Source organism: Herbaspirillum sp. (genome assembly GCF_035644555.1).
Classification (GTDB): domain Bacteria; phylum Pseudomonadota; class Gammaproteobacteria; order Burkholderiales; family Burkholderiaceae_D; genus Herbaspirillum.
Genome location: NZ_DASQOH010000042.1, coordinates 1 through 19,034 on the forward strand (window position 1 = coordinate 1; position 19,034 = coordinate 19,034).

Genomic DNA, 19,034 nt, shown 5'->3' on the forward strand with positions numbered 1-19,034 from the left:
TGCAGCACGCCAGTCGCATCATTGGTGACTGGATCGGCTTCTATAACCACCGCCGGCCGCATCAGGCGCTGGGGATGAAGACACCGGCTGAGGCGTTTGCTTTAGCTGCTTGAGGTGAGCAGGTTTGGCTGGGTCATTACAGCCAGGCCCAGGCTGGGCTCATCCAGCATCAACACCTGCGGCTTGGCCATCAATGCTCGGCCTACCGCGAGCATCTGGCGTTCTCCGCCGGAGAGCGTGCCGGCGGCCTGCTTGCGGCGTTCCTTCAGGCGCGGGAACAGGGTGTACACAAAATCCTGCTGATCCAGATAGCCCGCTTCACCATGGCGACGACGCTTGTAGGCCCCCAGCAGCAGGTTGTCTTCCACCGTCATGTTGGCAAACAGTTCGCGCTTTTCCGGCACCAGCGAGAGGCCGCGTGCGACGCGCTCTTCGATCTCCATCCGTCCCACATCCTCGCCCTGGAAGACGATCCTGCCACTGGCCGTGGCGCCCGTGGGCAGCGCGCCCATCATGGCGTTGAGCAGGGTGGACTTGCCGGCGCCGTTGGGGCCGATGACGGTGACGATCTGGCCGGCACGCAGGGACAGCGTGGCATCGGCCAGCGCGGCGACCTTGCCGTAACGGGCCGAGAGGCCACTGACCTCCAGCAGGACCGGGGCAACGGCAGTGCGTACTTCAGCCTGCTCCTGCAGCGGCAGGCTCATGGTGACGGCGGGCATCATTGGGCTCCTCCGAGATAGGCTTCCAGCACGGCCGGGTGGACCTGGATCTGTGCCGGTGTGCCCTCGGCAATCTTGGTGCCGAATTCCATGACCACGATGTGGTCGGTCAATTGCATGACGAAGTCCATGTCATGCTCCACCAGCAGCACCGCCATGCCTTCGCCGCGCAGCTTGTCCAGCAGGGCTGCCAAAGCTTGCTTCTCCTTCAGGCGCAGGCCGGCGGCGGGTTCGTCCAGCAGGAGCAGCGCCGGGTCGCAACAGAGTGCGCGGGCGATTTCGAGGATGCGCTGCTGGCCCAGCGCCAGGCTGCCGGCAGGCCGGTCCAGCATGTTGCCCAGGCCGACGCGCTCCAGCTGGTGGCGGGCTTCCTGCAGGATGCGCGCCTCCTCGGACGCATTGGCGCGCACCAGACTGGCGAGGATGCCGCGCTGCGGGGCATGTTCACCCCGACGGAAGGCCCCCATGGCAGCGTTCTCCAGCACGCTCATGCCCGGCACCAGGCGTACATGCTGGAAGGTGCGGGCGATGCCGCGGCTGCAGATCTCGCGTGACGACAATCCCGCCAATGACTGGCCGCGATAGTCGAGCTTGCCGCTGGTGATCGACAACACACCGGTCACGAGGTTGAAGGTGGTCGACTTGCCGGCACCGTTCGGCCCGATCAGGCCGACGATCTCGCCAGCCTTGACCGCGAAGCTGACATCGTTGACCGCCACCAGTCCGCCGAACTGCTTGCGGGCCGATTCGACCTGCAGGATGACTTCCCCCCGCTGCGGCTTGGGCAACTGCGCCAGCGGCGCGCCACCTGTCCGCAAACTGTGCACCCGGCGCTGGCCGAAGCGCGCCTGCAGGCGCGGCCACAGGCCTTCGTTGGCGAACTGCAGGAAGATCACCAGGGCAATGCCGAAGACGATGGCTTCGAAGTTGCCGCCGCTCCCCAACAGGCCCGGCAGCCACTCCTGCAGGAAGTTGCTCAACACCGCCAGCAATCCCGCGCCCAGCAGCGCACCCCAGACATGGCCGGCACCGCCCACCACCACCATCAACAGGTAGTCGATGCCGTATTTCAGTCCGAAGGGCGTGGGATTGACCGCCAGTTGCAGATGCGCGTAGAGCCAGCCCGAAATGCCCGCCAGTACGGCAGCATAGACGAAGATGACGATCTTCAGGCGGGCGGTATCCACACCCATGGCCTCGGGCATGACATACCCATATTTGAGCGCCCGCACCGCACGACCGGCGCGCGAGTCGAGGAAGTTGACGACCGAACCCAGCGCCAGCATCACCACGCCCCAGATCAACAGATACATCGAGCCACCGTTGCCGAACTCGAAGCTGCCGATGCTGATGGCGGGGATGCCATTGATGCCGTCATGCTTGCCCAGCATCTCCAGATTGCCGAACAGGTAGTACAGCGACAGCCCCCAGGCAATCGTGGACAAGGGGAGATAGTGGCCGGAAATGCGCATGGTCAGCGCGCCGATCACCAGCGCCGAGCAGGCGGTCAGGGCGATGCCGGCCAACAGGCCGACCCAGGGCGAGAGGCCGAATTGGGTGGTGAGATAGGCGGTGGTGTAGGCGCCGATACCGACGAAGGCGGCCTGCCCGAACGAGATCAGGCCGGCCACGCCGGTCAGCAAGACCAGCCCCAGGGCGACGATGGCATACAGCCCGACATAGGACAGCAGGGTCACCCAGAACGGCGGCAGGCCCAACTGCGGCAGGGCCAGCACGATGGCGAAGAACAGCGCCGGCAAAGCGGCGCGATGGTGCATGAAGGATGGCATGGATGGCATGGTGGAGACCTCAGGCTTCTTCGTCGATGTGGTGGCTGGTCAGTGAGCGCCACCGCAGGATGGGCAGGATGACCGTGAAGACGATCAATTCCTTGAACGAGCTGGCCCAGAACGAGGAAAAGCTCTCGACCAGGCCCACGGAGACCGCACCCAGTGCCGCCAGCGGATAGCTGGCCAGTCCGCCGAAGATGGCGCCGACGAAGCCTTTCAGGGCGATGATGAACCCCGATTCGTAATTGACGATGGTGAAAGGCGCGATCAGGATGCCGCACAGCGCACCGATGCCGGCCGCCATCGCAAAGGACAGCTTGCCGGCCTGGTTGATACCCACACCCACCAGCCTGGCGCCGAGCCGGTTGACGGCGGTGGCACGCAAGGCCTTGCCGGTGAGCGTACGTTCGAAGAAGAGATAGATCAGCGCGATCAGCGCCGCCACCGTCACCAGTACGATCACGCTCTGTCCCGAAACGGGACTCTCGCCCAGGTTGAACTGCAGATCGGTGAAGGGCCGGGTGTTGCTGCCTTCCGGCCCGAACATCAAGAGCCCCAGCCCGACCATTGCCAGATGCACGCCCAGGGACACGATCAGCAGCACCAGCACGCTGGAATGCGCCAGCGGCTGGTAGGCCACGCGATAGATCATCGGCCCCATCGGCACCACGATGAGCAGTGCCAGCAGGATCTGCAGCGGCATGGCCAGTATCTGCAGGTCGATGTAACGGGTGATTGCGAGCACCAGCAGCGGCATCAGTACCTGCGTGGCCAGCATCCAGGGCCAGCGTCGCCGCAGGCGCGCACGCGATTGCGGCAGGCGTAAGGCACTGACGGCTTCCACAGCCAGCGTCACGCCGCCCAGTGCCAGCAACAGCAAGGCTGTGCCGGGGGCCTGGCCGTTCTGGATCGCCGCCAGCGTCAAGGCGCCGAAGGCGACGAACTCACCCTGCGGCAGGAAGATCACCCTAGTCACCGAAAACACCAGCACCAGCGCCAGCGACAACAGCGCATAGATGGCACCGGTGGTGATGCCGTCCTGCACCAGCACGGTCAATATGCTTGCATCCATTTGTCTCCTCCTGTTCTGCCCGGGCGTCGCAGTTCGGGCTGCGGCTGGCCGGGCAGGTCTCCGACTCCGTCGAGCCGTTTATATTTTTTATATCATTTACGCAATCGATGACTTCCGGCATCCGGCCGTTCAGTCATATGACTATGCGACCACCGGTCGCTTGGCCACCAGGGTCAGGATGTCGTAGGACGCGACCAGCTCGTCATCCTGGTTGCTGACCTCGACATCCCAGGCCACCACACCCTGGCCCTGCCCGTTGGCGTCCGTCCTGTTGCGGTCGATCTTGCGCTTGCAGGTCAGGCGCGCGCAGATGGTGTCGCCGATGCCCACCGGTTTGACGAAGCGCAGTGTGTCCAGCCCGTAGTTGGCCAGCACCGGCCCGGGTGCGGGCGAGACGAACAGGCCGGCCGCTGCCGAGAGCACGAAATAACCGTGCGCAATGCGCTTGCCGAAGGGCGACTGGCGCGCGGCGATCTCGTCGAAGTGCATGTAGAAATGATCGCCGGAAAGACAGCCGAAATTCACGATGTCGGCCTCGGTGACGGTGCGTCGATGGGTGCTCAGCGAATCGCCGATCTGCAGGTCTTCGAAATAGTGACGGAAGGGGTGGATGTCCGATTCACGGACTTGGGCGCCGCGCACATGCTCGCCGACCACCGCTGCCAGCATGGTGGGCGAACCCTGCACCGCACTACGCTGCAGGTAATGCTTGACCGCCCGCGCCCCGCCCAGTTCTTCGCCGCCGCCGGCACGACCGGGGCCGCCGTGCTTGAGCTGCGGCAGGGGTGATCCATGGCCGGTGGATTCCGGCGCCGATTCGCGATCCAGCACCAGCAGGCGGCCATGCCAGGCGGCGGCCGCAGGAATGACACGTGCCGCCACGGCGGGTGTGCGCGTGACCAGGCTGGCCACCAGGCTGCCGCGTCCCCGGGCGGCCAGGGCCAGGGCTTCGTCCAGGTCGTCGTAGGGCAACAGGGTGCTGACCGGGCCAAAGGCCTCGACTTCATGCACCGGGCTGCCGGCGGCGGTGTCGCGCGCCAGCAGCAGGGTCGGCGCGAAGAAGGCGCCCTCGGCCACACCCTCGCCCTGCGGCTGGAATGCCGTGCCGGCACCGAGCAGAATGTCCGCGCCCTGCTGCAACAGCGCCAACCGTTGCTCGACATCGCGCTGCTGGTCGCGGGAAGCCAGCGGCCCCATGCGCACCGACTCCAGCGCCGGGTCGCCGACCACGATCTGGCGCAACCGCGCCGCCAGCCGTTCAGCCACGGCATCGACCTGCTGACGCGGCACGATGGCGCGCCGGATGGCGGTGCATTTCTGGCCGGCCTTGGTGCTCATCTCGCGCGCCACTTCCTTGACGAACAGATCGAACTCTTCATCGTCGGGGGTGACATCGGGGCCGAGGATGGCGCAGTTCAGCGAATCGGCCTCGGCATTGAAGGGAATGGAATTGGCGATCAGATGGGGATGGGCGCGCAGCCGGGCTGCAGTGTCGGCCGAGCCGGTGAAGGTCACCACGTCCTGCACCTGCAGACGCTCCAGCAGGTCGCCGGTACTGCCGATGACCAGTTGCAGGCTGCCCACGGGCAACAGGCCCGATTGCTGGATCAGGCGCACCACCGCCTCGGCCAGGTAGCTGGTGGCGGTGGCTGGCTTGACGATGCAGGGCATGCCGGCCAGGAAGGTGGGAGCGAATTTCTCCAGCATGCCCCAGACCGGGAAGTTGAAGGCATTGATGTGCACCGCCACGCCGCCGCGCGGCACCAGGATGTGGCTGCCGGCAAAGCGGCCCTGCTTGCCCAGCGACAGGGCCGGGCCTTCGTGGACCAGGTTGGAGGACGGGAACTCGTTGGCGCCGATGCTGGCATAGGCAAACAGCGTGCCACCGCCGCCCTCGATGTCGATCCAGCTGTCGGCGCGGGTGGCACCGGTATGGGCGGAGACGGCGTACAGGCTTTCCTTGTGCGCCATCAGGTATTTGGCCAGCGCCTTGAGGATCGCAGCGCGCTGCTGAAAGTCCAGCGCCATCAGCGCGGGCAGGCCGTGGCGGCGGGCGTGTTGCAGCGCTTCGCCGAAATCGATGGCCTCATAGTGGGTGCTGGCGACGGTGCGGCCGTTGACCGCGCTGTGCAGCGCTTGGGCCGGACTTTCGCCGAACCAGCGGCCGGCGATGAAACTCTGTAGCAGGGGGGGACGGACGGTCATCGGAAACTCCTGTATGCGGGTAGGCGCACCACCCCGGAGCTGTGCCAGGGGTACGCGGTGAGTGATAGCGGATGCGGCGGGCGCGGCACCAGGCGGAGCGACGCGGCCTCACCCGGCTCAGGGGGTAGCGGGACTCAGGGCTGGTATTGCCAGGCACCGTCCACGATCTTGACCATCACGGTAGCCCGCTGGTCCAGCCCCAGGTGATCGGTAGCTGACATGTTGTAGATGCCGTGCACACCGGTGACCTCGCGGGTCGCTTCCAGGGCGTCGCGCAGGGCGGCGCGGAATTCAGAGCTGCCCGGTTTGGCGTGCTTGAGTGCTACGGGAATGGCCGCCTGCAGCAGCACACCGGCATCCCAGGCGTAGCCGCCGAAGAGCGAGACGCTGTCCTTGCCGTGCGCCGCTTCGTAGCGGGCGGTGTAGTCCAGCGCCACCTTGCGGATGGGATTGGTGGCCGGCAGTTGCGCGGCCACCAGCACGGGGCCGGCCGGCAGCAGCGTGCCGTCGAGCATCTTCCCGCCCAGGCGCAGGAAGTCGGCATTGGCCACACCGTGGGTCTGGTAGATCTGGCCCTTGAAGCCGCGTTCCTTCAAGGCGCGCTGCGGCACCACCGCTGGCGTACCGGAAGCCGCGATGAGGATGGCGTCAGGCTTGGCCGCCACCAGTTTCAGCGCCTGCGCGGTCGCCGAGGTGTCGGTGGGCGCGAAGCGTTCGTTGGCCACCAGTTCCAGTTTCTTGATGCCGGCGGCCTTCCTGAATTCCTCGTACCAGCCCTCGCCATAGGCATTGGCATAACCGATGAAGGCGATGCGCCGGTAACCGCGCGCTACCATGTCACGGGCGATGGCCAGGGACATCATGATGTCGTTCTGTGGCGTCTTGAAGACCCATTTCCTTTTCGCATCCATGGGCTCCACGATGCGGGCGGCGGCGGCCAGCGAGATCATCGGGGTCTGCGCCTCGGCCGCCACTTCGGTCATGGAAATGGAATTGGGACTGACCGAGGAACCGACGATGACATCGACATTGTTTTCGCTGACGAAGCGCCGGGCGTTCTTGACAGCCTGTGTGGTGTCGGAGGCATCGTCGAGGACGACGTAGTTGATCTTCTGGCCGGCGATAGTGGTCGGCAGCAACGCGATGGTGTTCTTTTCGGGGATGCCCAGCGAAGCGGCCGGGCCGGTGGTCGAGACGGTGACACCGACGTTGACGTCGGCGCGGGCAGCGAGCGCGCAGCCGGCCAGGGCCAGCGCGAGCAGAGGTCGGACAAAGTGCATGGAGTCTCCTTGGTGGTGTTGTCATTGTGGTGCTGCATGCCTGCAATGACGCTACCGGTCAGGGACTCACGTCATCGTTTCTTCCTGGCGGCGCCGTCCAGGCCCACGGCACCGATACCGCCGAACAACAGATCCGACACGACCACCGCCATGCGTTCATGGGTCAGCTCGCCATCGGGCTTGAGCCACATGAACATCCAGTTGATCATGCCGAACAGCAACATGGCCAGCGGCTTGGCCATGCGACTGCGATCCAGCTCCGGGCGCACCGCGCACATGGCATCGGCCACCGCCTGCACCACCTTGCGTTCGCCACCCAGGATGCGTTTCTGGTCGTCCGCTTCCAGGAAGCGCACATCCTCGGTCAGTACCCGGTGCTCGTTCTGGGCGTCCCGATATTCCTCCACGAAGCGCTGCACCAGCAGTCGCAGACGCGGTTCCGGCGCCAGTTCCTGCTGCGCCACGTCGTCCACCAGGCTGCACAGGCGATCGATATGACTCTCGCAGATGGTCATCAGCAGCTGGTGCTTGTCGGTGAAGTAGTGGTACAGCGAGGCCTTGGACAGCCCGCATGCCAGCGCCACCTCATTCATCGATGTGCCGACGAAGCCATTGCGCGCGAACAAGGCTGCCGCCTGCTCAATGATCGTCTCGCGCTGGTTGTCGTATCCCGCTGCACGCTTGCGTGGCATAAGTGCGTCCTTCTTCGATATTTCCGTAAAGTCATGATTGTGCCGTAAATCAAAACTCTTACGAAACATCCGCGCCACATCCGCCGCCATCGCTGCCGCCTGCTCCGCCTCCGGGTGTTCCCGTCTCCCTGCCCTTCGCGGGCTGCCGGTCCTGCGCTGCCCCGGGGAGGTCAGGAAAAAATCCTCAAAACATTATTGACCAACCGGTCGGTCGAAATTATTATTCCCTAAAAATCAGCGACAGGCAAATGCTTTTTTCCGGCCTCCGGCCAGCGCAAAAACAGTGTCTGCAACGCTGCAACAATCAGGCGGCACGCCCGACCAGGGCGGCTGCGCAAGGAGACGCGGTGCCCTGCTATTCGATCGAAGGCGTGATCCCGGTGGTTGATCCGCACGCCTATGTCCATCCCACGGCGGTGCTGATCGGCGACGTCATCGTCGGTCCGGATTGCTATGTCGGCCCGGCGGCCTGCCTGCGCGGCGACTTCGGTCGCATCGTGCTGGAGCGCGGCGCCAACGTGCAGGACACCTGCGTGATCCACGGTTTTCCCGGTCACGCGACCGTGGTGGAAGAGAACGGCCATATCGGCCACGGCGCGGTACTGCACAGCTGCACCGTGCGCCGCGATGCGCTGGTGGGCATGAATGCGGTGGTGATGGATGAGGCGGTGGTGGGCGAGCAGGCCATCGTGGCGGCCTGTGCCTTCGTGCGGGCCGGCATGCAGGTGACCCCGCGCACGCTGGTGGCCGGTGTCCCGGCCAGGGTGGTGCGCGAACTGACGCCCGAAGAAATCACCTGGAAACAGGCCGGTACCCGTACCTATCACGACCTGGCCCGGCGCAGCCTGCGCAGTCTGCGCGAGGTCAGCCCGCTGGGCGCGATCGAGGAAAACCGTCCGGCACCGGCGGCACCGCACGTGCAAGCCCTGATCGCCGCCAGGCGGGCGTAGCGGCGCGGTACGCGCTTGTCCGGTTTGCCGGTTGTCTTTTTAGCAGTTTCAGTTTTTCAGTTTCACTCACCTGAAGCGGGCCGATGCGGTCAGGACCTCGTTCGCCCGTCGCTCAGCGTGCAACCCTTTGATGGAGAAGCACCATGTATGCACAGATGGTAGACACCGGCCTGAGCAAGGTCCGTCAGGTCGAAGAGATGTCGCCGGAAGAACTGGCGTTCCAGGCGCGTATCGATGCGGGCGTCAAGATCGAGCCCAAGGACTGGATGCCGGAGGCGTATCGCAAGACCCTGATCCGCCAGATCTCGCAGCACGCGCATTCGGAAATCGTCGGCCAGCTGCCCGAGGGCAACTGGGTCACGCGCGCGCCGACCCTGCAGCGCAAGGCCATCCTGCTGGCCAAGATCCAGGACGAGGCCGGTCACGGCCTGTACCTCTACAGCGCCGCCGAAACGCTGGGCGTCTCGCGCGAGGACCTGCTGGCCGAGCTGCACGCCGGTCGTGCCAAGTATTCCAGCATCTTCAACTACCCCGCCCTGAACTGGGCCGACATGGGTGCCATCGGCTGGCTGGTGGATGGCTCGGCGATCATCAACCAGATTCCGCTGTGCCGTTGTTCCTTCGGGCCCTACTCGCGTGCCATGGTGCGGGTGTGCAAGGAAGAATCCTTCCACGCCCGCCAGGGCTACGACATCATGCTGGCCCTGTGTCGTGGCACCCCCGAGCAGAAGCAGATGGCGCAGGATGCGCTGAACCGCTGGTGGTGGCCGGCGCTGATGATGTTCGGTCCGTCCGATGCGACGTCGGTGCACAGCGCGCAATCGATGCAGTGGCGCATCAAGCTGTTCTCCAACGACGAACTGCGCCAGCGCATGGTCGACCAGACCATTCCGCAGATCGAATACCTGGGCCTGACCGTGCCTGACCCCGACCTGAAGTGGAACGAAGAACGCGGTCGCTACGACTTCGGCCAGATCGACTGGGACGAATTCCACAACGTCGTGCGCGGCAACGGCCCCTGCAACCGCGAGCGCCTGTCCACCCGCAAGCGCGCCTACGAGGACGGCGCCTGGTTCCGCGATGCCCTGGTGGCGCACGCCGACAAGCAGGCCAGCCGGAAGGCCGCCTGATCCGCCGGTTGTCCAATTTCAATCCCTTTCGCTTCAATTCACAACAATGCCAGTGGCCGCTCCCTGCGCGGCCCGCCAACAAGGAAATCGATCATGAGCAAGGAATGGCCTCTCTGGGAAGTCTTCATCCGCAGCCAGCACGGTCTGGCCCATAAACACGTCGGCAGCCTGCATGCCCCCGATGGCGAGATGGCCATCAACAATGCCCGCGATGTCTACACCCGCCGCAACGAAGGCGTGGGCATCTGGGTGGTGCGCGCTGCCGATATCGTCTCGTCCAGCCCGGGTGACAAGGCGCCGCTGTTCGAGCCGTCCAACAGCAAGGTCTATCGCCACCCGACCTTCTTCCCCATGCCGGCCGAACTGAAGAACCTCTGAACCGGAGCCCGACATGACAAGCAAAACCGATTACGTGCGACGCCTGGGCGACAACGTCCTGGTGCTCTCGCAACGCCTCTCCGAATGGTGTGGCAAGGGGCCGGCGCTGGAAGAGGACATGGCCCTGATCAATGTCTCGCTGGACCTGATCGGCCAGGCCCGCCTGTGGCTGAGCTACGCCGGCGAGCTGGAGGGACAGGGCCGCAGCGAAGACCAGCTGGCCTTCCTGCGCGACGCCCACCAGTTCCACAACCTGCTGCTGGTGGAGCTGCCCAATGGCAGCTATGCCGATACGCTGGCACGCCAGTTCCTGTTCGATGTGTGGCACTACTTCCTGCTGCAGGGCCTGTGCCAGTCCGACGATGCCCGCATCGTCGAGATCGCCCAGAAATGCTTGAAGGAAGTGACCTACCACGTGCGCCGTAGCACGGACCTGATCATCCGCCTGGGTGACGGCACCGAAGAGAGCCACCACCGCATGCAGGCCGCCATCGACAACTTGTGGATGTACACCGGCGAACTGTTCACGCCCGATGCGCTGGACACGGCGATGCAGCAACAGGGTCTGGCGCCTGCCCTGGATGAACTGCAGCAGAAGTGGCAGCAGCATGTGACCGAAGTCCTGCAGCTGGCCACCCTGCGCATTCCTGCGGCCGGTCTGTGGATGCAGAGCGGTGGCAAGCAGGGCCGCCATACCGAACATCTCGGCTACCTGCTGGCGGAAATGCAGTTCCTGCAACGCAGCTATCCCGGCGCGGCGTGGTGAGCGTGAGTCCGGCAACCCCGCCCGCGCAGGCGCAGAGCGACCTGGAAGCGCTGCAAGTGCGCATCTGGCAATGGCTGGACCAGATCGCCGATCCCGAGATCCCGGCGATCTCGGTAGTCGATCTGGGCATCGTACGGGCAGTGGAGTTGCGGCACGACCCGGCGCAGCAGATGCTCTGCACGGTGGTGATCACGCCCACCTACTCCGGCTGCCCGGCCATGGGCGTGATCGCCGCAGACATCGTGAGCACACTGCGGCAGCACGGGGTGCCGCACGTCAGTGTGCGCACCCAACTGGCGCCTGCGTGGAACACCGACTGGATGAGCGAAAAAGGCCGCCGCAACCTGAACCACTACGGCATTGCCCCGCCGGCGCAACAGGTGATCGACATCGGCGGTATCAGCCCGCAGCGTCATGCCGCGCCGAAAGTGCCCTGCCCGCACTGCGGCTCGACGCAGACCGTGTGCGTGAGCCAGTTCGGTTCGACCTCGTGCAAGGCGCTGTACCAGTGCAAGGACTGCCGCGAGCCATTCGACTATTTCAAGGCCCACTGAAGCAGGCCGCAGCGTGGCACCCGCCCCTCCCAGAACATGACACAAGGCACAACAACATGAGCAAATTCTATCCACTGACCATCGACAGCGTGAAGCAGGATACGCGCGACACCATCGTGGTCTCCTTCGACGTTCCGGCTGAATTGCAGGACAGCTTTTCCTATCTGCCGGGCCAGCATCTGACGCTGCGCTCGCAGGTCAATGGCGAGGAGCTGCGCCGCTCCTACTCGATCTGTTCGGCCGTGCAGGAAAGGCGCCTGCGGGTGGCCATCAAGCGCGCGCCGGGCGGGCTGTTCTCCAACTGGGCCAATGACCACCTGCAGGCCGGCCAGCAGATCGAGGTCATGCCGCCCATGGGGCAGTTCAATGTGCCGCTGGATGCGGCCAACCGCAAGCACTACCTGGCCTTCGCCGCCGGCAGCGGCATCACGCCGATGATGTCCATCATCAAGTCCACCCTGCTGACCGAACCGCACAGCCGGTTCACGCTGGTCTATGCCAACCGGGCCTCGTCCTCGGTGATCTTCAGGGATGAACTCACCGACCTCAAGGATAGCTACCTGGATCGCCTGAACCTGGTCTATGTGATGAGCCGCGAGCAACAGGATGTGGAACTGTTCAATGGCCGCATCGACCGCGCCAAGTGCGATGCCTTCCTGGCGTCCTGGATCAGGCTGGAGGATATCGATGCAGCCTTCCTGTGCGGCCCGCAGCAGATGGTGGACGCCATCGGCCAATCGCTGCAGGCGCACGGCCTGCCAAAGTCGCAGATCAAGACCGAGCTGTTCGCCGCCAGCGTGCCGGCGCGCAACCACGCAGCACGCCCGGTGATCGGCAGCAGCCAGTGCGAGGTGACGGTGATCGTGGACGGCACCCACAATGTCTTCACCATGGAAAAGGAGAAGGAGTCGGTGCTGGAAGCGGGCCTGAAGAACGGCATCGACCTGCGCCACTCCTGCAAGGGCGGCGTATGCGCCACCTGCCGCTGCAAGCTGGTGGAGGGCAAGCTCGACATGGATGCCAACTATGCGCTGGAAGACTATGAGATCGCGCGCGGTTTCGTCCTCAGCTGCCAGTCCTTCCCGGTCAGCGACAAGCTGCTACTGGACTTCGACCAGGACAACTGAGGCGGCCCGACCATGAACGCCCCATCCATCCTGTACGAATGCAAGGACGGCATCGCCGTCATCACCCTCAACCGCCCCGAGCGGCTCAACTGCTTCACCGAGACCATGCACCAGCAGCTGTACCAGGCGCTCACCGGCCTGCTGGACGATCCCGGGGTACGCGTGCTGTTGCTTACCGGCGCCGGGCGCGGCTTCTGCGCCGGGCAGGATCTGGCGGACCGCGCGGTCAGTCCGGACGGTGCCCCGGCCGATCTGGGGCAGTCCATCGAGCGCTTCTACGGTCCGCTGGTCAAGGTCTTGCGCGCCCTGCCCTTCCCGGTGATCTGCGCAGTCAACGGCGTGGCCGCTGGCGCGGGCGCCAACCTGCCGCTGGCCTGCGACATCGTGCTGGCGGCGCGTTCGGCCAGCTTCATCGAAGCCTTCTGCCGGCTAGGCCTGATCCCCGATACCGGCGGCACCTATTTCCTGCCGCGCCTGGTCGGGACCGCGCGCGCCATGGGCATGGCGCTGCTGGGCGACAAGATCAGCGCCGAGCAGGCCGAGCAGTGGGGCCTGATCTGGAAGTGCGTGGACGATGCCCAACTGATGGAGCAAGCCTACGCTCTGGCGCGCCGTTTCGCGACCGCCCCCACGCGCGGCCTGGCCGCGACCAAGGCCGCCCTGTACAGCAGCCCGGCGCATACGCTGGCGCAGCAACTGGAGCTGGAGGGCAACCTCATGCGCACCCTCGGTTACACCCGCGATTACAGCGAAGGCGTGGCAGCCTTCCTGGAAAAACGCTCACCCCACTTCACGGGAGAATGAGATGAACTCCGTTCCCCTCTCGCGCGCCCTGCCCGCCACCGCCGTGGTGGCCGTGATCGGCAGCGGGACCATGGGCGCCGGCATCGCCCAGGTCGCCGCCATCGCCGGCCATCCGGTACTGCTCTATGACAGCTACGATGGTGCCGCGATCAAGGCCATCGCCACCATCCGCGCCGAACTCGACCGCCTGGCCACCCGCGGCAAGATCAGCGAGGAACTGGCGCAGGCGGCCAGTGACCGCCTGTCGGCGGCCGGTTCGCTCAAGGCCTTGTCCTGTGCCGCCCTGGTGGTGGAGGCCATCGTCGAGCAGCTGTCGGCCAAGCAGCAGCTGTTCGAGCAGCTGGAATCCATCGTCGCCGCCCACTGTATCCTTGCCAGCAATACTTCGTCCCTCTCCATCACGCGCATCGCCGCGTCGCTGCGCCAGCCGCAGCGCCTGGTGGGCATGCATTTCTTCAACCCGGTGCCGCAGATGGCGCTGGTGGAGATCGTACGGGGCCTGAGCAGCGATGCCGTGGTGGCGCAATGCGCATATGACACCGCGGCAGCCTGGGGCAAGGTGCCGGTATTCGCCAGTTCCACCCCGGGCTTCATCGTCAACCGGCTGGCCCGGCCGTACTACGCCGAAGGCCTGCGCATCCTCAACGAGCGCGGTGCGCAGCCAGCCACCGTCGATGCCGTGATGCGCGAAGCCGGTGGCTTTCGCATGGGGCCGTTCGAGTTGATGGACCTGATCGGACATGACGTCAACTTCGCAGTCACGCAATCGGTATTCCAGGCCTTTTTCAATGATCCACGCTTCACGCCCTCGCTGATCCAGCAGGAGCTGGTGCAAGCCGGCCATCTCGGACGCAAGAGCGGGCGCGGCTTCTATCGCTATGACCAGAATCAGGCGCCGCCGCTGGTGGAGACCGAACCGCCTTGCGGCACGCCGCCCGTGCCGCTGCAGCTGTTCGGCACACATCCGCTGGTGGAAGTCATCCGCGCGCGCTACAAGAAGGGACGCGTCGAGTATCACCCGTGGCGCACCGACAACCTGCTGATGAAGGCCGGGCCCTGCCGGCTGTACGTGACCGAGGGCCGCACCGCGACCCAGCATTCCTACGATTACGACATGCCCGACCTGGCGCTGGTAGACCTGGCGCTGGACTATGCCAGTGCCACCCGGCTGGCGCTGACCAAGGCCGACCAGTGTCGCCCGCGTGCCTACGAAATGGTGGTCGGAGTATTGCAGGCCTGCGGCTTCGAAATCTCGCCGGTGGCCGATGTGCCGGGACTGATCGTCATGCGGACGGTCTGCATGCTGATCAACGAAGCCGCCGATGCGGTCAACCAGGGCGTGTGCAGCGCCGCCGATGCCGACATGGCGATGCAGAAGGGCGTCAACTATCCGCGTGGCCCGCTGGCCTGGGCCAATACGATCGGCATCAATACCGTGGCCAATGTGCTGCGCCAGCTCAGCGCCACCTATGGTGAAGACCGCTATCGCGTCTCGCCGCTGCTGCAGCGCCTGCAGGCCGCCAAGAGGAAATTCCATGAATGAGACCACATCCCCCGTGTCTGCGGTATCTGCCGCACCCGCCACCGCGCTGGAAGCCCAGGCCCTGGCCGAGGCCACGGTGCGGGCCATGTACCCGCGCGACCACGCCTCCCAGGCGCTGGGCATGAAGATCCTGGAGATCGCGCCGGGCCGGGCGCGCATGAGCATGCTGGTGCGCAGCGACATGCTCAATGGGCACGCCACCTGCCATGGCGGCTTCATCTTCGCGCTGGCCGACAGCTGCTTTGCGTTCGCCTGCAACAGCCGTAACCTCAACACCGTGGCATCGGGCTGCAGCATCGATTACGTGGCGCCGGCCTTCCGCAACGACGTACTCACCGCCGAGGCGCAGGAGGCCGCCCTGGCCGGGCGCACCGGGGTGTACGACATCACCGTGCGCAACCAGGACAACAAGCTGGTTGCCCTGTTCCGGGGCAAGTCCTATCGCATCAAGGGAGAAGTCATCGCCGGCCTGCACGCGGCGTCCTGAGCCCCGCACCACCCGAACCAGAACAACCTGAACAAGACCACAACGAGACTGGAGACGAGCATGACCACCCGCAATCCCCAACCCGGCGAACTGGACGCCATCGAGACCGCCAGCCGAGACGAACTGCAGGCCTTGCAACTGAAACGCTTGAAGTGGTCGCTCAGGCATGCCTACGTCAACGTGCCGCACTATCGCAATGCCTTCGACCAGGCCGGCGTGCATCCGGACGATCTCAAGAGTCTGTCCGACCTGTGGCGTTTTCCCTTCACCAGCAAGAAGGATCTGCGCGACCACTATCCCTTCGGCCTGTTCGCCGTGCCGCGCGAGCAGGTGGTGCGGGTACATGCCTCCAGCGGCACCACCGGCAAGCCCACGGTGGTCGGCTATACGCGTAACGACATCGATACCTGGGCCACCGTGGTGGCGCGCTCGATCCGGGCAGCTGGCGGACGGCGTGGTGACATCGTGCAGATATCCTATGGCTACGGCTTGTTCACGGGCGGCCTGGGTGCCCACTACGGAGCGGAAAAACTGGGCTGCACCGTCATCCCCATGTCGGGCGGCCAGACCGAGAAGCAGGTGCAGCTGATCCGCGACTTCAAGCCCGGCATCATCATGGTCACGCCCTCCTACATGCTCAACGTGATCGAGGAATTCCAGCGCCAGGGACTGGACCCGGCTGCCAGCTCGCTGCGGGTCGGCATCTTCGGCGCCGAGCCCTGGACCGATGCCATGCGCGAAGAAATCCAGCAGCGCGCCGGGATCGACGCGGTGGATATCTATGGCCTGTCCGAAGTGATGGGCCCGGGCGTGGCCAGCGAATGCATCGAGAGCAAGGATGGCCCGGTGATCTGGGAAGACCACTTCTATCCGGAAATCATCGATCCCGATACCGGCGAGGTGCTGCCCGATGGCGAGGAGGGCGAACTGGTCTTTACCTCGCTGTCGAAGGAGGCCCTGCCCATGATCCGCTACCGCACCCGCGACCTGACGCGCCTGCTGCCGCCGACTTCGCGCTCCATGCGCCGCATCGGCAAGATCACCGGGCGTTCGGATGACATGCTCATCATCCGCGGGGTGAACGTGTTCCCGACCCAGATCGAGGAACTGATCCTGAAGCTGCCGCAACTGGCACCGCAATACCAGCTGCAGATCGAGCGCCATGGTCACATGGACAGCATGTGCGTGTTCGCCGAACTGCGCGAAGACGCCTCCACCGAACATGTGGAGGCGCTGGAGAAGGAACTGCAGCACAGCATCAAGACCTACGTGGGCATTTCCACCAAGGTCACCGTGGTGCCGGCCGGCATGATCGAGCGCAGCTCGGTGGGCAAGGCCAGGCGCGTGATCGACAACCGCAAGAAGGCGGACACTCCCGGCAGCTCGGCCATCCCGGCCTGAGGCTGCACCGCTCCTCCCTCACAGAAAGACCACCACATGGAAGCATTGATCTGCGACGCCATCCGTACGCCCTTCGGCCGCTATGGCGGCGCACTGGGCACGATGCGCACCGACGACCTGGCGGCTGCGCCGATTCGCGGCCTGATGGAACGCAACCCGGGCGTGGACTGGCGCCACCTCGATGACATCTTCTACGGCTGCGCCAACCAGGCCGGCGAGGACAACCGCAACGTGGCGCGCATGGCGGGCCTGCTGGCGGGTCTGCCCATCGAGGCGCCGGGCACCACCCTCAACCGCCTGTGCGGCTCCAGCCTGGATGCGGTGGGCATGGCCGCGCGCGCCATCAAATCGGGCGAAGTGCAGCTGCTGATTGCCGGCGGCGTGGAGAGCATGACGCGCGCGCCCTTCGTGATGGGCAAGGCCGGCTCGGCCTTCTCGCGCGACGCCGCGATCTTCGACACCACCATCGGCTGGCGCTTCGTCAATCCGGCGATGAAGGCGCTGTACGGCATCGATTCCATGCCGGAAACGGCCGAGAACGTCGCCACCGATTTCAACATCAGTCGCGCCGATCAGGACGCCTTCGCGCTGCGCAGCCAGCAGCGCTGGGCGGCCGCGCAGCAGGCCGGCTTCTTCGCCGGCGAGATCGTGCCGCTGGCGATCCGGCAGAAAAAGGGCGATCCCCTCATCATCAGCACCGACGAACATCCGCGCCCCGATACCACCCTGGCCACGTTGTCCCGGCTGCTGGGTGTGGTGCGGCCCGACGGCACGGTGACGGCGGGCAATGCCTCCGGTGTCAATGACGGCGCCTGCGCCTTGCTGCTGGCCTCGCCTGCGGCGGCCGGGCGCTACGGTCTGACGCCGCGCGCGCGGGTGCTGGGCATGGCCGCGGCTGGCGTAGCCCCGCGCATCATGGGCTTCGGCCCGGCTCCGGCGGTGCGCAAGGTGCTGGCCCAGATCGGCCTGAGCCTGGCGCAGATGGATGTGATCGAACTGAACGAAGCCTTTGCCGCGCAAGGCCTGGCAGTGCTGCGCGAGCTGGGCTTGCCGGACGATGCGGCGCACGTCAATCCGAATGGCGGCGCGATTGCCATCGGCCATCCGCTGGGGGCTTCCGGCGCACGGCTGGTGACCACGGCGCTCCACCAGCTGGAACGCAGCCGGGGGCGCTATGCGCTTTGCACCATGTGCATCGGCGTGGGGCAAGGGATCGCACTGGTGATCGAGAGGCTGACGTGATGACCACTCAAGCGGAACGCGAAGACATCCAGGTGGCGCGTCATGGGGCGCATGTCCTGCATCTGCGCCTGAACCGGCCGGCGCTGCGCAATGCCCTGCGCAACCAGAGCCTACTGGAGATCGCCAGTGAACTGGCGCGCGCCGAGAGCGACGACAGTGTACGGACGGTGGTCATCAGCGGCAGCGAGCAGGTCTTCGCGGCCGGCGCCGATCTCAACGAGATGATCCACAAGGATGCCGTCGCCACCCAGCTCGATATACGCACCCAGTACTGGCGCGCCATCGCGCGCTTTCCCAAACCGCTGCTGGCGGCCGTGAACGGCTATGCGCTGGGGGCGGGCTGCGAACTGCTGATGCAGGCCGATATCGTCATCGCAGGTCGCAGCGCACGGATCGGGCAACCGGAAATCAATCTCGGCACCCTGCCCGGCGCCGGCGGCACACAGCGTCTGATCCGCACGGTGGGCAAGCCGCTCGCGATGAAGATGGTGCTCTCGGGCGAATTCATCGTTGCCGAAGAAGCGCTGCGCGCCGGGCTGGTGGCCGAGGTGACGGAAGACGAGGACACCCTGGGACGCGCGCTGGCGCTGGCCACCACCATTGCGCAGAAGTCACCGCTGGCGGTGCGCCTGGCCAAGGAAGCGATGCTGCAATCCTTCGAGCTGGGACTGGAGGCGGGTCTGCTGTTCGAGCGCAAGTCCTTTGCCCTGATGGCTGCCAGCGCCGACCGTCAGGAAGGCATCGCCGCCTTCCTGCAGAAACGCGCCGCCGTGTTCAGCGGACGCTGAAGCAGGCTCGGCCCAGCGCGTCGGGTCCGATGTTTGCAGCCTGGCAACAGGACTGGCGCGGCGGCCACACTTCACGAGCTTGCCATCGGGATCGGGTAAAATG

The 19,034-nt window shown here is 65.4% G+C and carries 18 protein-coding genes and 1 pseudogene; 13 read left to right on the top strand and 6 right to left on the bottom strand.

The window, feature by feature from the left end; genetic code table 11:
* The first annotated feature begins 17 nt into the window (after nucleotides 1–17).
* Entirely contained in the window at nucleotides 18–113 is a 96-nt protein-coding gene (locus VE092_RS10085) for an integrase core domain-containing protein (RefSeq protein ID WP_324876430.1), read from the top strand.
* 3 nt (nucleotides 114–116) lie between these two features.
* On the opposite strand, the pseudogene VE092_RS10090 reads toward VE092_RS10085, so the two are convergent.
* The 6 genes and pseudogenes from VE092_RS10090 to VE092_RS10115 form a co-directional block, all read right to left on the bottom strand.
* A pseudogene (locus tag VE092_RS10090) lies at nucleotides 117–707 on the bottom strand (ABC transporter ATP-binding protein); the annotation flags it as partial.
* Nucleotides 708–721: 14 nt separating this feature from the next.
* Nucleotides 722–2,512 (bottom strand): branched-chain amino acid ABC transporter ATP-binding protein/permease, encoded by a 1,791-nt coding sequence (locus VE092_RS10095; RefSeq protein ID WP_324876432.1) that lies wholly within the window; start codon nucleotides 2,510–2,512, stop codon nucleotides 722–724.
* Between the two features lie 19 nt (nucleotides 2,513–2,531).
* Nucleotides 2,532–3,584 carry a branched-chain amino acid ABC transporter permease gene (locus VE092_RS10100; RefSeq protein WP_324876284.1) on the bottom strand — a complete coding sequence of 351 codons (1,053 nt, stop codon included), beginning with the start codon at nucleotides 3,582–3,584 and terminating at the stop codon, nucleotides 2,532–2,534.
* Between the two features lie 141 nt (nucleotides 3,585–3,725).
* Nucleotides 3,726–5,789 (bottom strand): phenylacetic acid degradation bifunctional protein PaaZ, encoded by a 2,064-nt coding sequence (paaZ, locus tag VE092_RS10105; protein ID WP_324876286.1) that lies wholly within the window; start codon nucleotides 5,787–5,789, stop codon nucleotides 3,726–3,728.
* Nucleotides 5,790–5,923: 134 nt separating this feature from the next.
* Entirely contained in the window at nucleotides 5,924–7,069 is a 1,146-nt protein-coding gene (locus VE092_RS10110) for an ABC transporter substrate-binding protein (protein WP_324876288.1), read from the bottom strand.
* Between the two features lie 71 nt (nucleotides 7,070–7,140).
* Nucleotides 7,141–7,761 carry a TetR/AcrR family transcriptional regulator gene (locus VE092_RS10115; RefSeq protein ID WP_324876290.1) on the bottom strand — a complete coding sequence of 207 codons (621 nt, stop codon included), beginning with the start codon at nucleotides 7,759–7,761 and terminating at the stop codon, nucleotides 7,141–7,143.
* Between the two features lie 347 nt (nucleotides 7,762–8,108).
* On the opposite strand from VE092_RS10115, the gene VE092_RS10120 reads away from it, so the two are divergent.
* The 12 genes from VE092_RS10120 (at nucleotide 8,109) to VE092_RS10175 (ending at nucleotide 18,931) form a co-directional block, all read left to right on the top strand.
* A complete protein-coding gene (locus VE092_RS10120) occupies nucleotides 8,109–8,711 on the top strand; it encodes a phenylacetic acid degradation protein PaaY (protein ID WP_324876292.1) in 603 nt (200 codons plus the stop codon).
* A gap of 143 nt (nucleotides 8,712–8,854) precedes the next feature.
* Entirely contained in the window at nucleotides 8,855–9,841 is a 987-nt protein-coding gene (gene paaA, locus VE092_RS10125; RefSeq protein ID WP_324876294.1) for a 1,2-phenylacetyl-CoA epoxidase subunit PaaA, read from the top strand.
* Between the two features lie 93 nt (nucleotides 9,842–9,934).
* Complete coding sequence (gene paaB, locus VE092_RS10130) at nucleotides 9,935–10,219, top strand: 1,2-phenylacetyl-CoA epoxidase subunit PaaB (RefSeq protein ID WP_006461548.1); 285 nt, start codon at nucleotides 9,935–9,937, stop codon at nucleotides 10,217–10,219.
* A 13-nt stretch (nucleotides 10,220–10,232) separates the two neighbouring features.
* Nucleotides 10,233–10,985: a 1,2-phenylacetyl-CoA epoxidase subunit PaaC gene (gene paaC / locus VE092_RS10135; RefSeq protein ID WP_324876297.1), complete on the top strand. Its 753-nt coding sequence runs from the start codon at nucleotides 10,233–10,235 to the stop codon at nucleotides 10,983–10,985.
* Nucleotides 10,979–11,539: a 1,2-phenylacetyl-CoA epoxidase subunit PaaD gene (gene paaD, locus VE092_RS10140; RefSeq protein WP_414653455.1), complete on the top strand. Its 561-nt coding sequence runs from the start codon at nucleotides 10,979–10,981 to the stop codon at nucleotides 11,537–11,539. The genes paaC and paaD overlap by 7 nt, the downstream gene beginning before the upstream one ends.
* A gap of 56 nt (nucleotides 11,540–11,595) precedes the next feature.
* The gene (gene paaE / locus VE092_RS10145; protein ID WP_324876301.1) at nucleotides 11,596–12,666 is read left to right on the top strand and encodes a 1,2-phenylacetyl-CoA epoxidase subunit PaaE; all 1,071 of its coding nucleotides are present in this window, start codon (nucleotides 11,596–11,598) and stop codon (nucleotides 12,664–12,666) included.
* A 12-nt stretch (nucleotides 12,667–12,678) separates the two neighbouring features.
* Nucleotides 12,679–13,470, top strand: coding sequence for a 2-(1,2-epoxy-1,2-dihydrophenyl)acetyl-CoA isomerase PaaG (gene paaG / locus VE092_RS10150; RefSeq protein ID WP_324876303.1), 792 nt, complete (start codon nucleotides 12,679–12,681; stop codon nucleotides 13,468–13,470).
* Between the two features lies 1 nt (nucleotide 13,471).
* The gene (locus tag VE092_RS10155) at nucleotides 13,472–15,013 is read left to right on the top strand and encodes a 3-hydroxyacyl-CoA dehydrogenase (protein WP_324876306.1); all 1,542 of its coding nucleotides are present in this window, start codon (nucleotides 13,472–13,474) and stop codon (nucleotides 15,011–15,013) included.
* Nucleotides 15,006–15,500 carry a hydroxyphenylacetyl-CoA thioesterase PaaI gene (paaI, locus tag VE092_RS10160; RefSeq protein ID WP_324876308.1) on the top strand — a complete coding sequence of 165 codons (495 nt, stop codon included), beginning with the start codon at nucleotides 15,006–15,008 and terminating at the stop codon, nucleotides 15,498–15,500. Before VE092_RS10155 ends, paaI begins: the two co-directional genes overlap by 8 nt.
* Nucleotides 15,501–15,560: 60 nt before the next feature.
* Complete coding sequence (paaK, locus tag VE092_RS10165) at nucleotides 15,561–16,901, top strand: phenylacetate--CoA ligase PaaK (RefSeq protein ID WP_324876310.1); 1,341 nt, start codon at nucleotides 15,561–15,563, stop codon at nucleotides 16,899–16,901.
* A gap of 36 nt (nucleotides 16,902–16,937) precedes the next feature.
* Nucleotides 16,938–18,143, top strand: a complete 1,206-nt coding sequence (gene pcaF / locus VE092_RS10170; RefSeq protein WP_324876312.1) for a 3-oxoadipyl-CoA thiolase — start codon at nucleotides 16,938–16,940, stop codon at nucleotides 18,141–18,143.
* The gene (locus VE092_RS10175; RefSeq protein ID WP_324876314.1) at nucleotides 18,143–18,931 is read left to right on the top strand and encodes an enoyl-CoA hydratase-related protein; all 789 of its coding nucleotides are present in this window, start codon (nucleotides 18,143–18,145) and stop codon (nucleotides 18,929–18,931) included. Before pcaF ends, VE092_RS10175 begins: the two co-directional genes overlap by 1 nt.
* Nucleotides 18,932–19,034 lie beyond the last annotated feature (103 nt).

Excerpts from the sequence above, each read along its gene's own strand:
- VE092_RS10175 (WP_324876314.1), top strand. The coding sequence starts at position 18,143 with ATGACCACTCAAGCGGAACGCGAAGACATCCAGGTGGCGCGTCATGGG.
- pcaF (WP_324876312.1), top strand. The coding sequence starts at position 16,938 with ATGGAAGCATTGATCTGCGACGCCATCCGTACGCCCTTCGGCCGCTAT.
- paaB (WP_006461548.1), top strand. The coding sequence starts at position 9,935 with ATGAGCAAGGAATGGCCTCTCTGGGAAGTCTTCATCCGCAGCCAGCAC.
- VE092_RS10155 (WP_324876306.1), top strand. The coding sequence starts at position 13,472 with ATGAACTCCGTTCCCCTCTCGCGCGCCCTGCCCGCCACCGCCGTGGTG.
- paaI (WP_324876308.1), top strand. The coding sequence starts at position 15,006 with ATGAATGAGACCACATCCCCCGTGTCTGCGGTATCTGCCGCACCCGCC.
- paaK (WP_324876310.1), top strand. The coding sequence starts at position 15,561 with ATGACCACCCGCAATCCCCAACCCGGCGAACTGGACGCCATCGAGACC.
- paaG (WP_324876303.1), top strand. The coding sequence starts at position 12,679 with ATGAACGCCCCATCCATCCTGTACGAATGCAAGGACGGCATCGCCGTC.
- VE092_RS10100 (WP_324876284.1), bottom strand. The coding sequence starts at position 3,584 with ATGGATGCAAGCATATTGACCGTGCTGGTGCAGGACGGCATCACCACC.
- VE092_RS10110 (WP_324876288.1), bottom strand. The coding sequence starts at position 7,069 with ATGCACTTTGTCCGACCTCTGCTCGCGCTGGCCCTGGCCGGCTGCGCG.
- paaZ (WP_324876286.1), bottom strand. The coding sequence starts at position 5,789 with ATGACCGTCCGTCCCCCCCTGCTACAGAGTTTCATCGCCGGCCGCTGG.
- paaC (WP_324876297.1), top strand. The coding sequence starts at position 10,233 with ATGACAAGCAAAACCGATTACGTGCGACGCCTGGGCGACAACGTCCTG.
- VE092_RS10095 (WP_324876432.1), bottom strand. The coding sequence starts at position 2,512 with ATGCCATCCTTCATGCACCATCGCGCCGCTTTGCCGGCGCTGTTCTTC.
- paaE (WP_324876301.1), top strand. The coding sequence starts at position 11,596 with ATGAGCAAATTCTATCCACTGACCATCGACAGCGTGAAGCAGGATACG.
- VE092_RS10115 (WP_324876290.1), bottom strand. The coding sequence starts at position 7,761 with ATGCCACGCAAGCGTGCAGCGGGATACGACAACCAGCGCGAGACGATC.
- paaA (WP_324876294.1), top strand. The coding sequence starts at position 8,855 with ATGTATGCACAGATGGTAGACACCGGCCTGAGCAAGGTCCGTCAGGTC.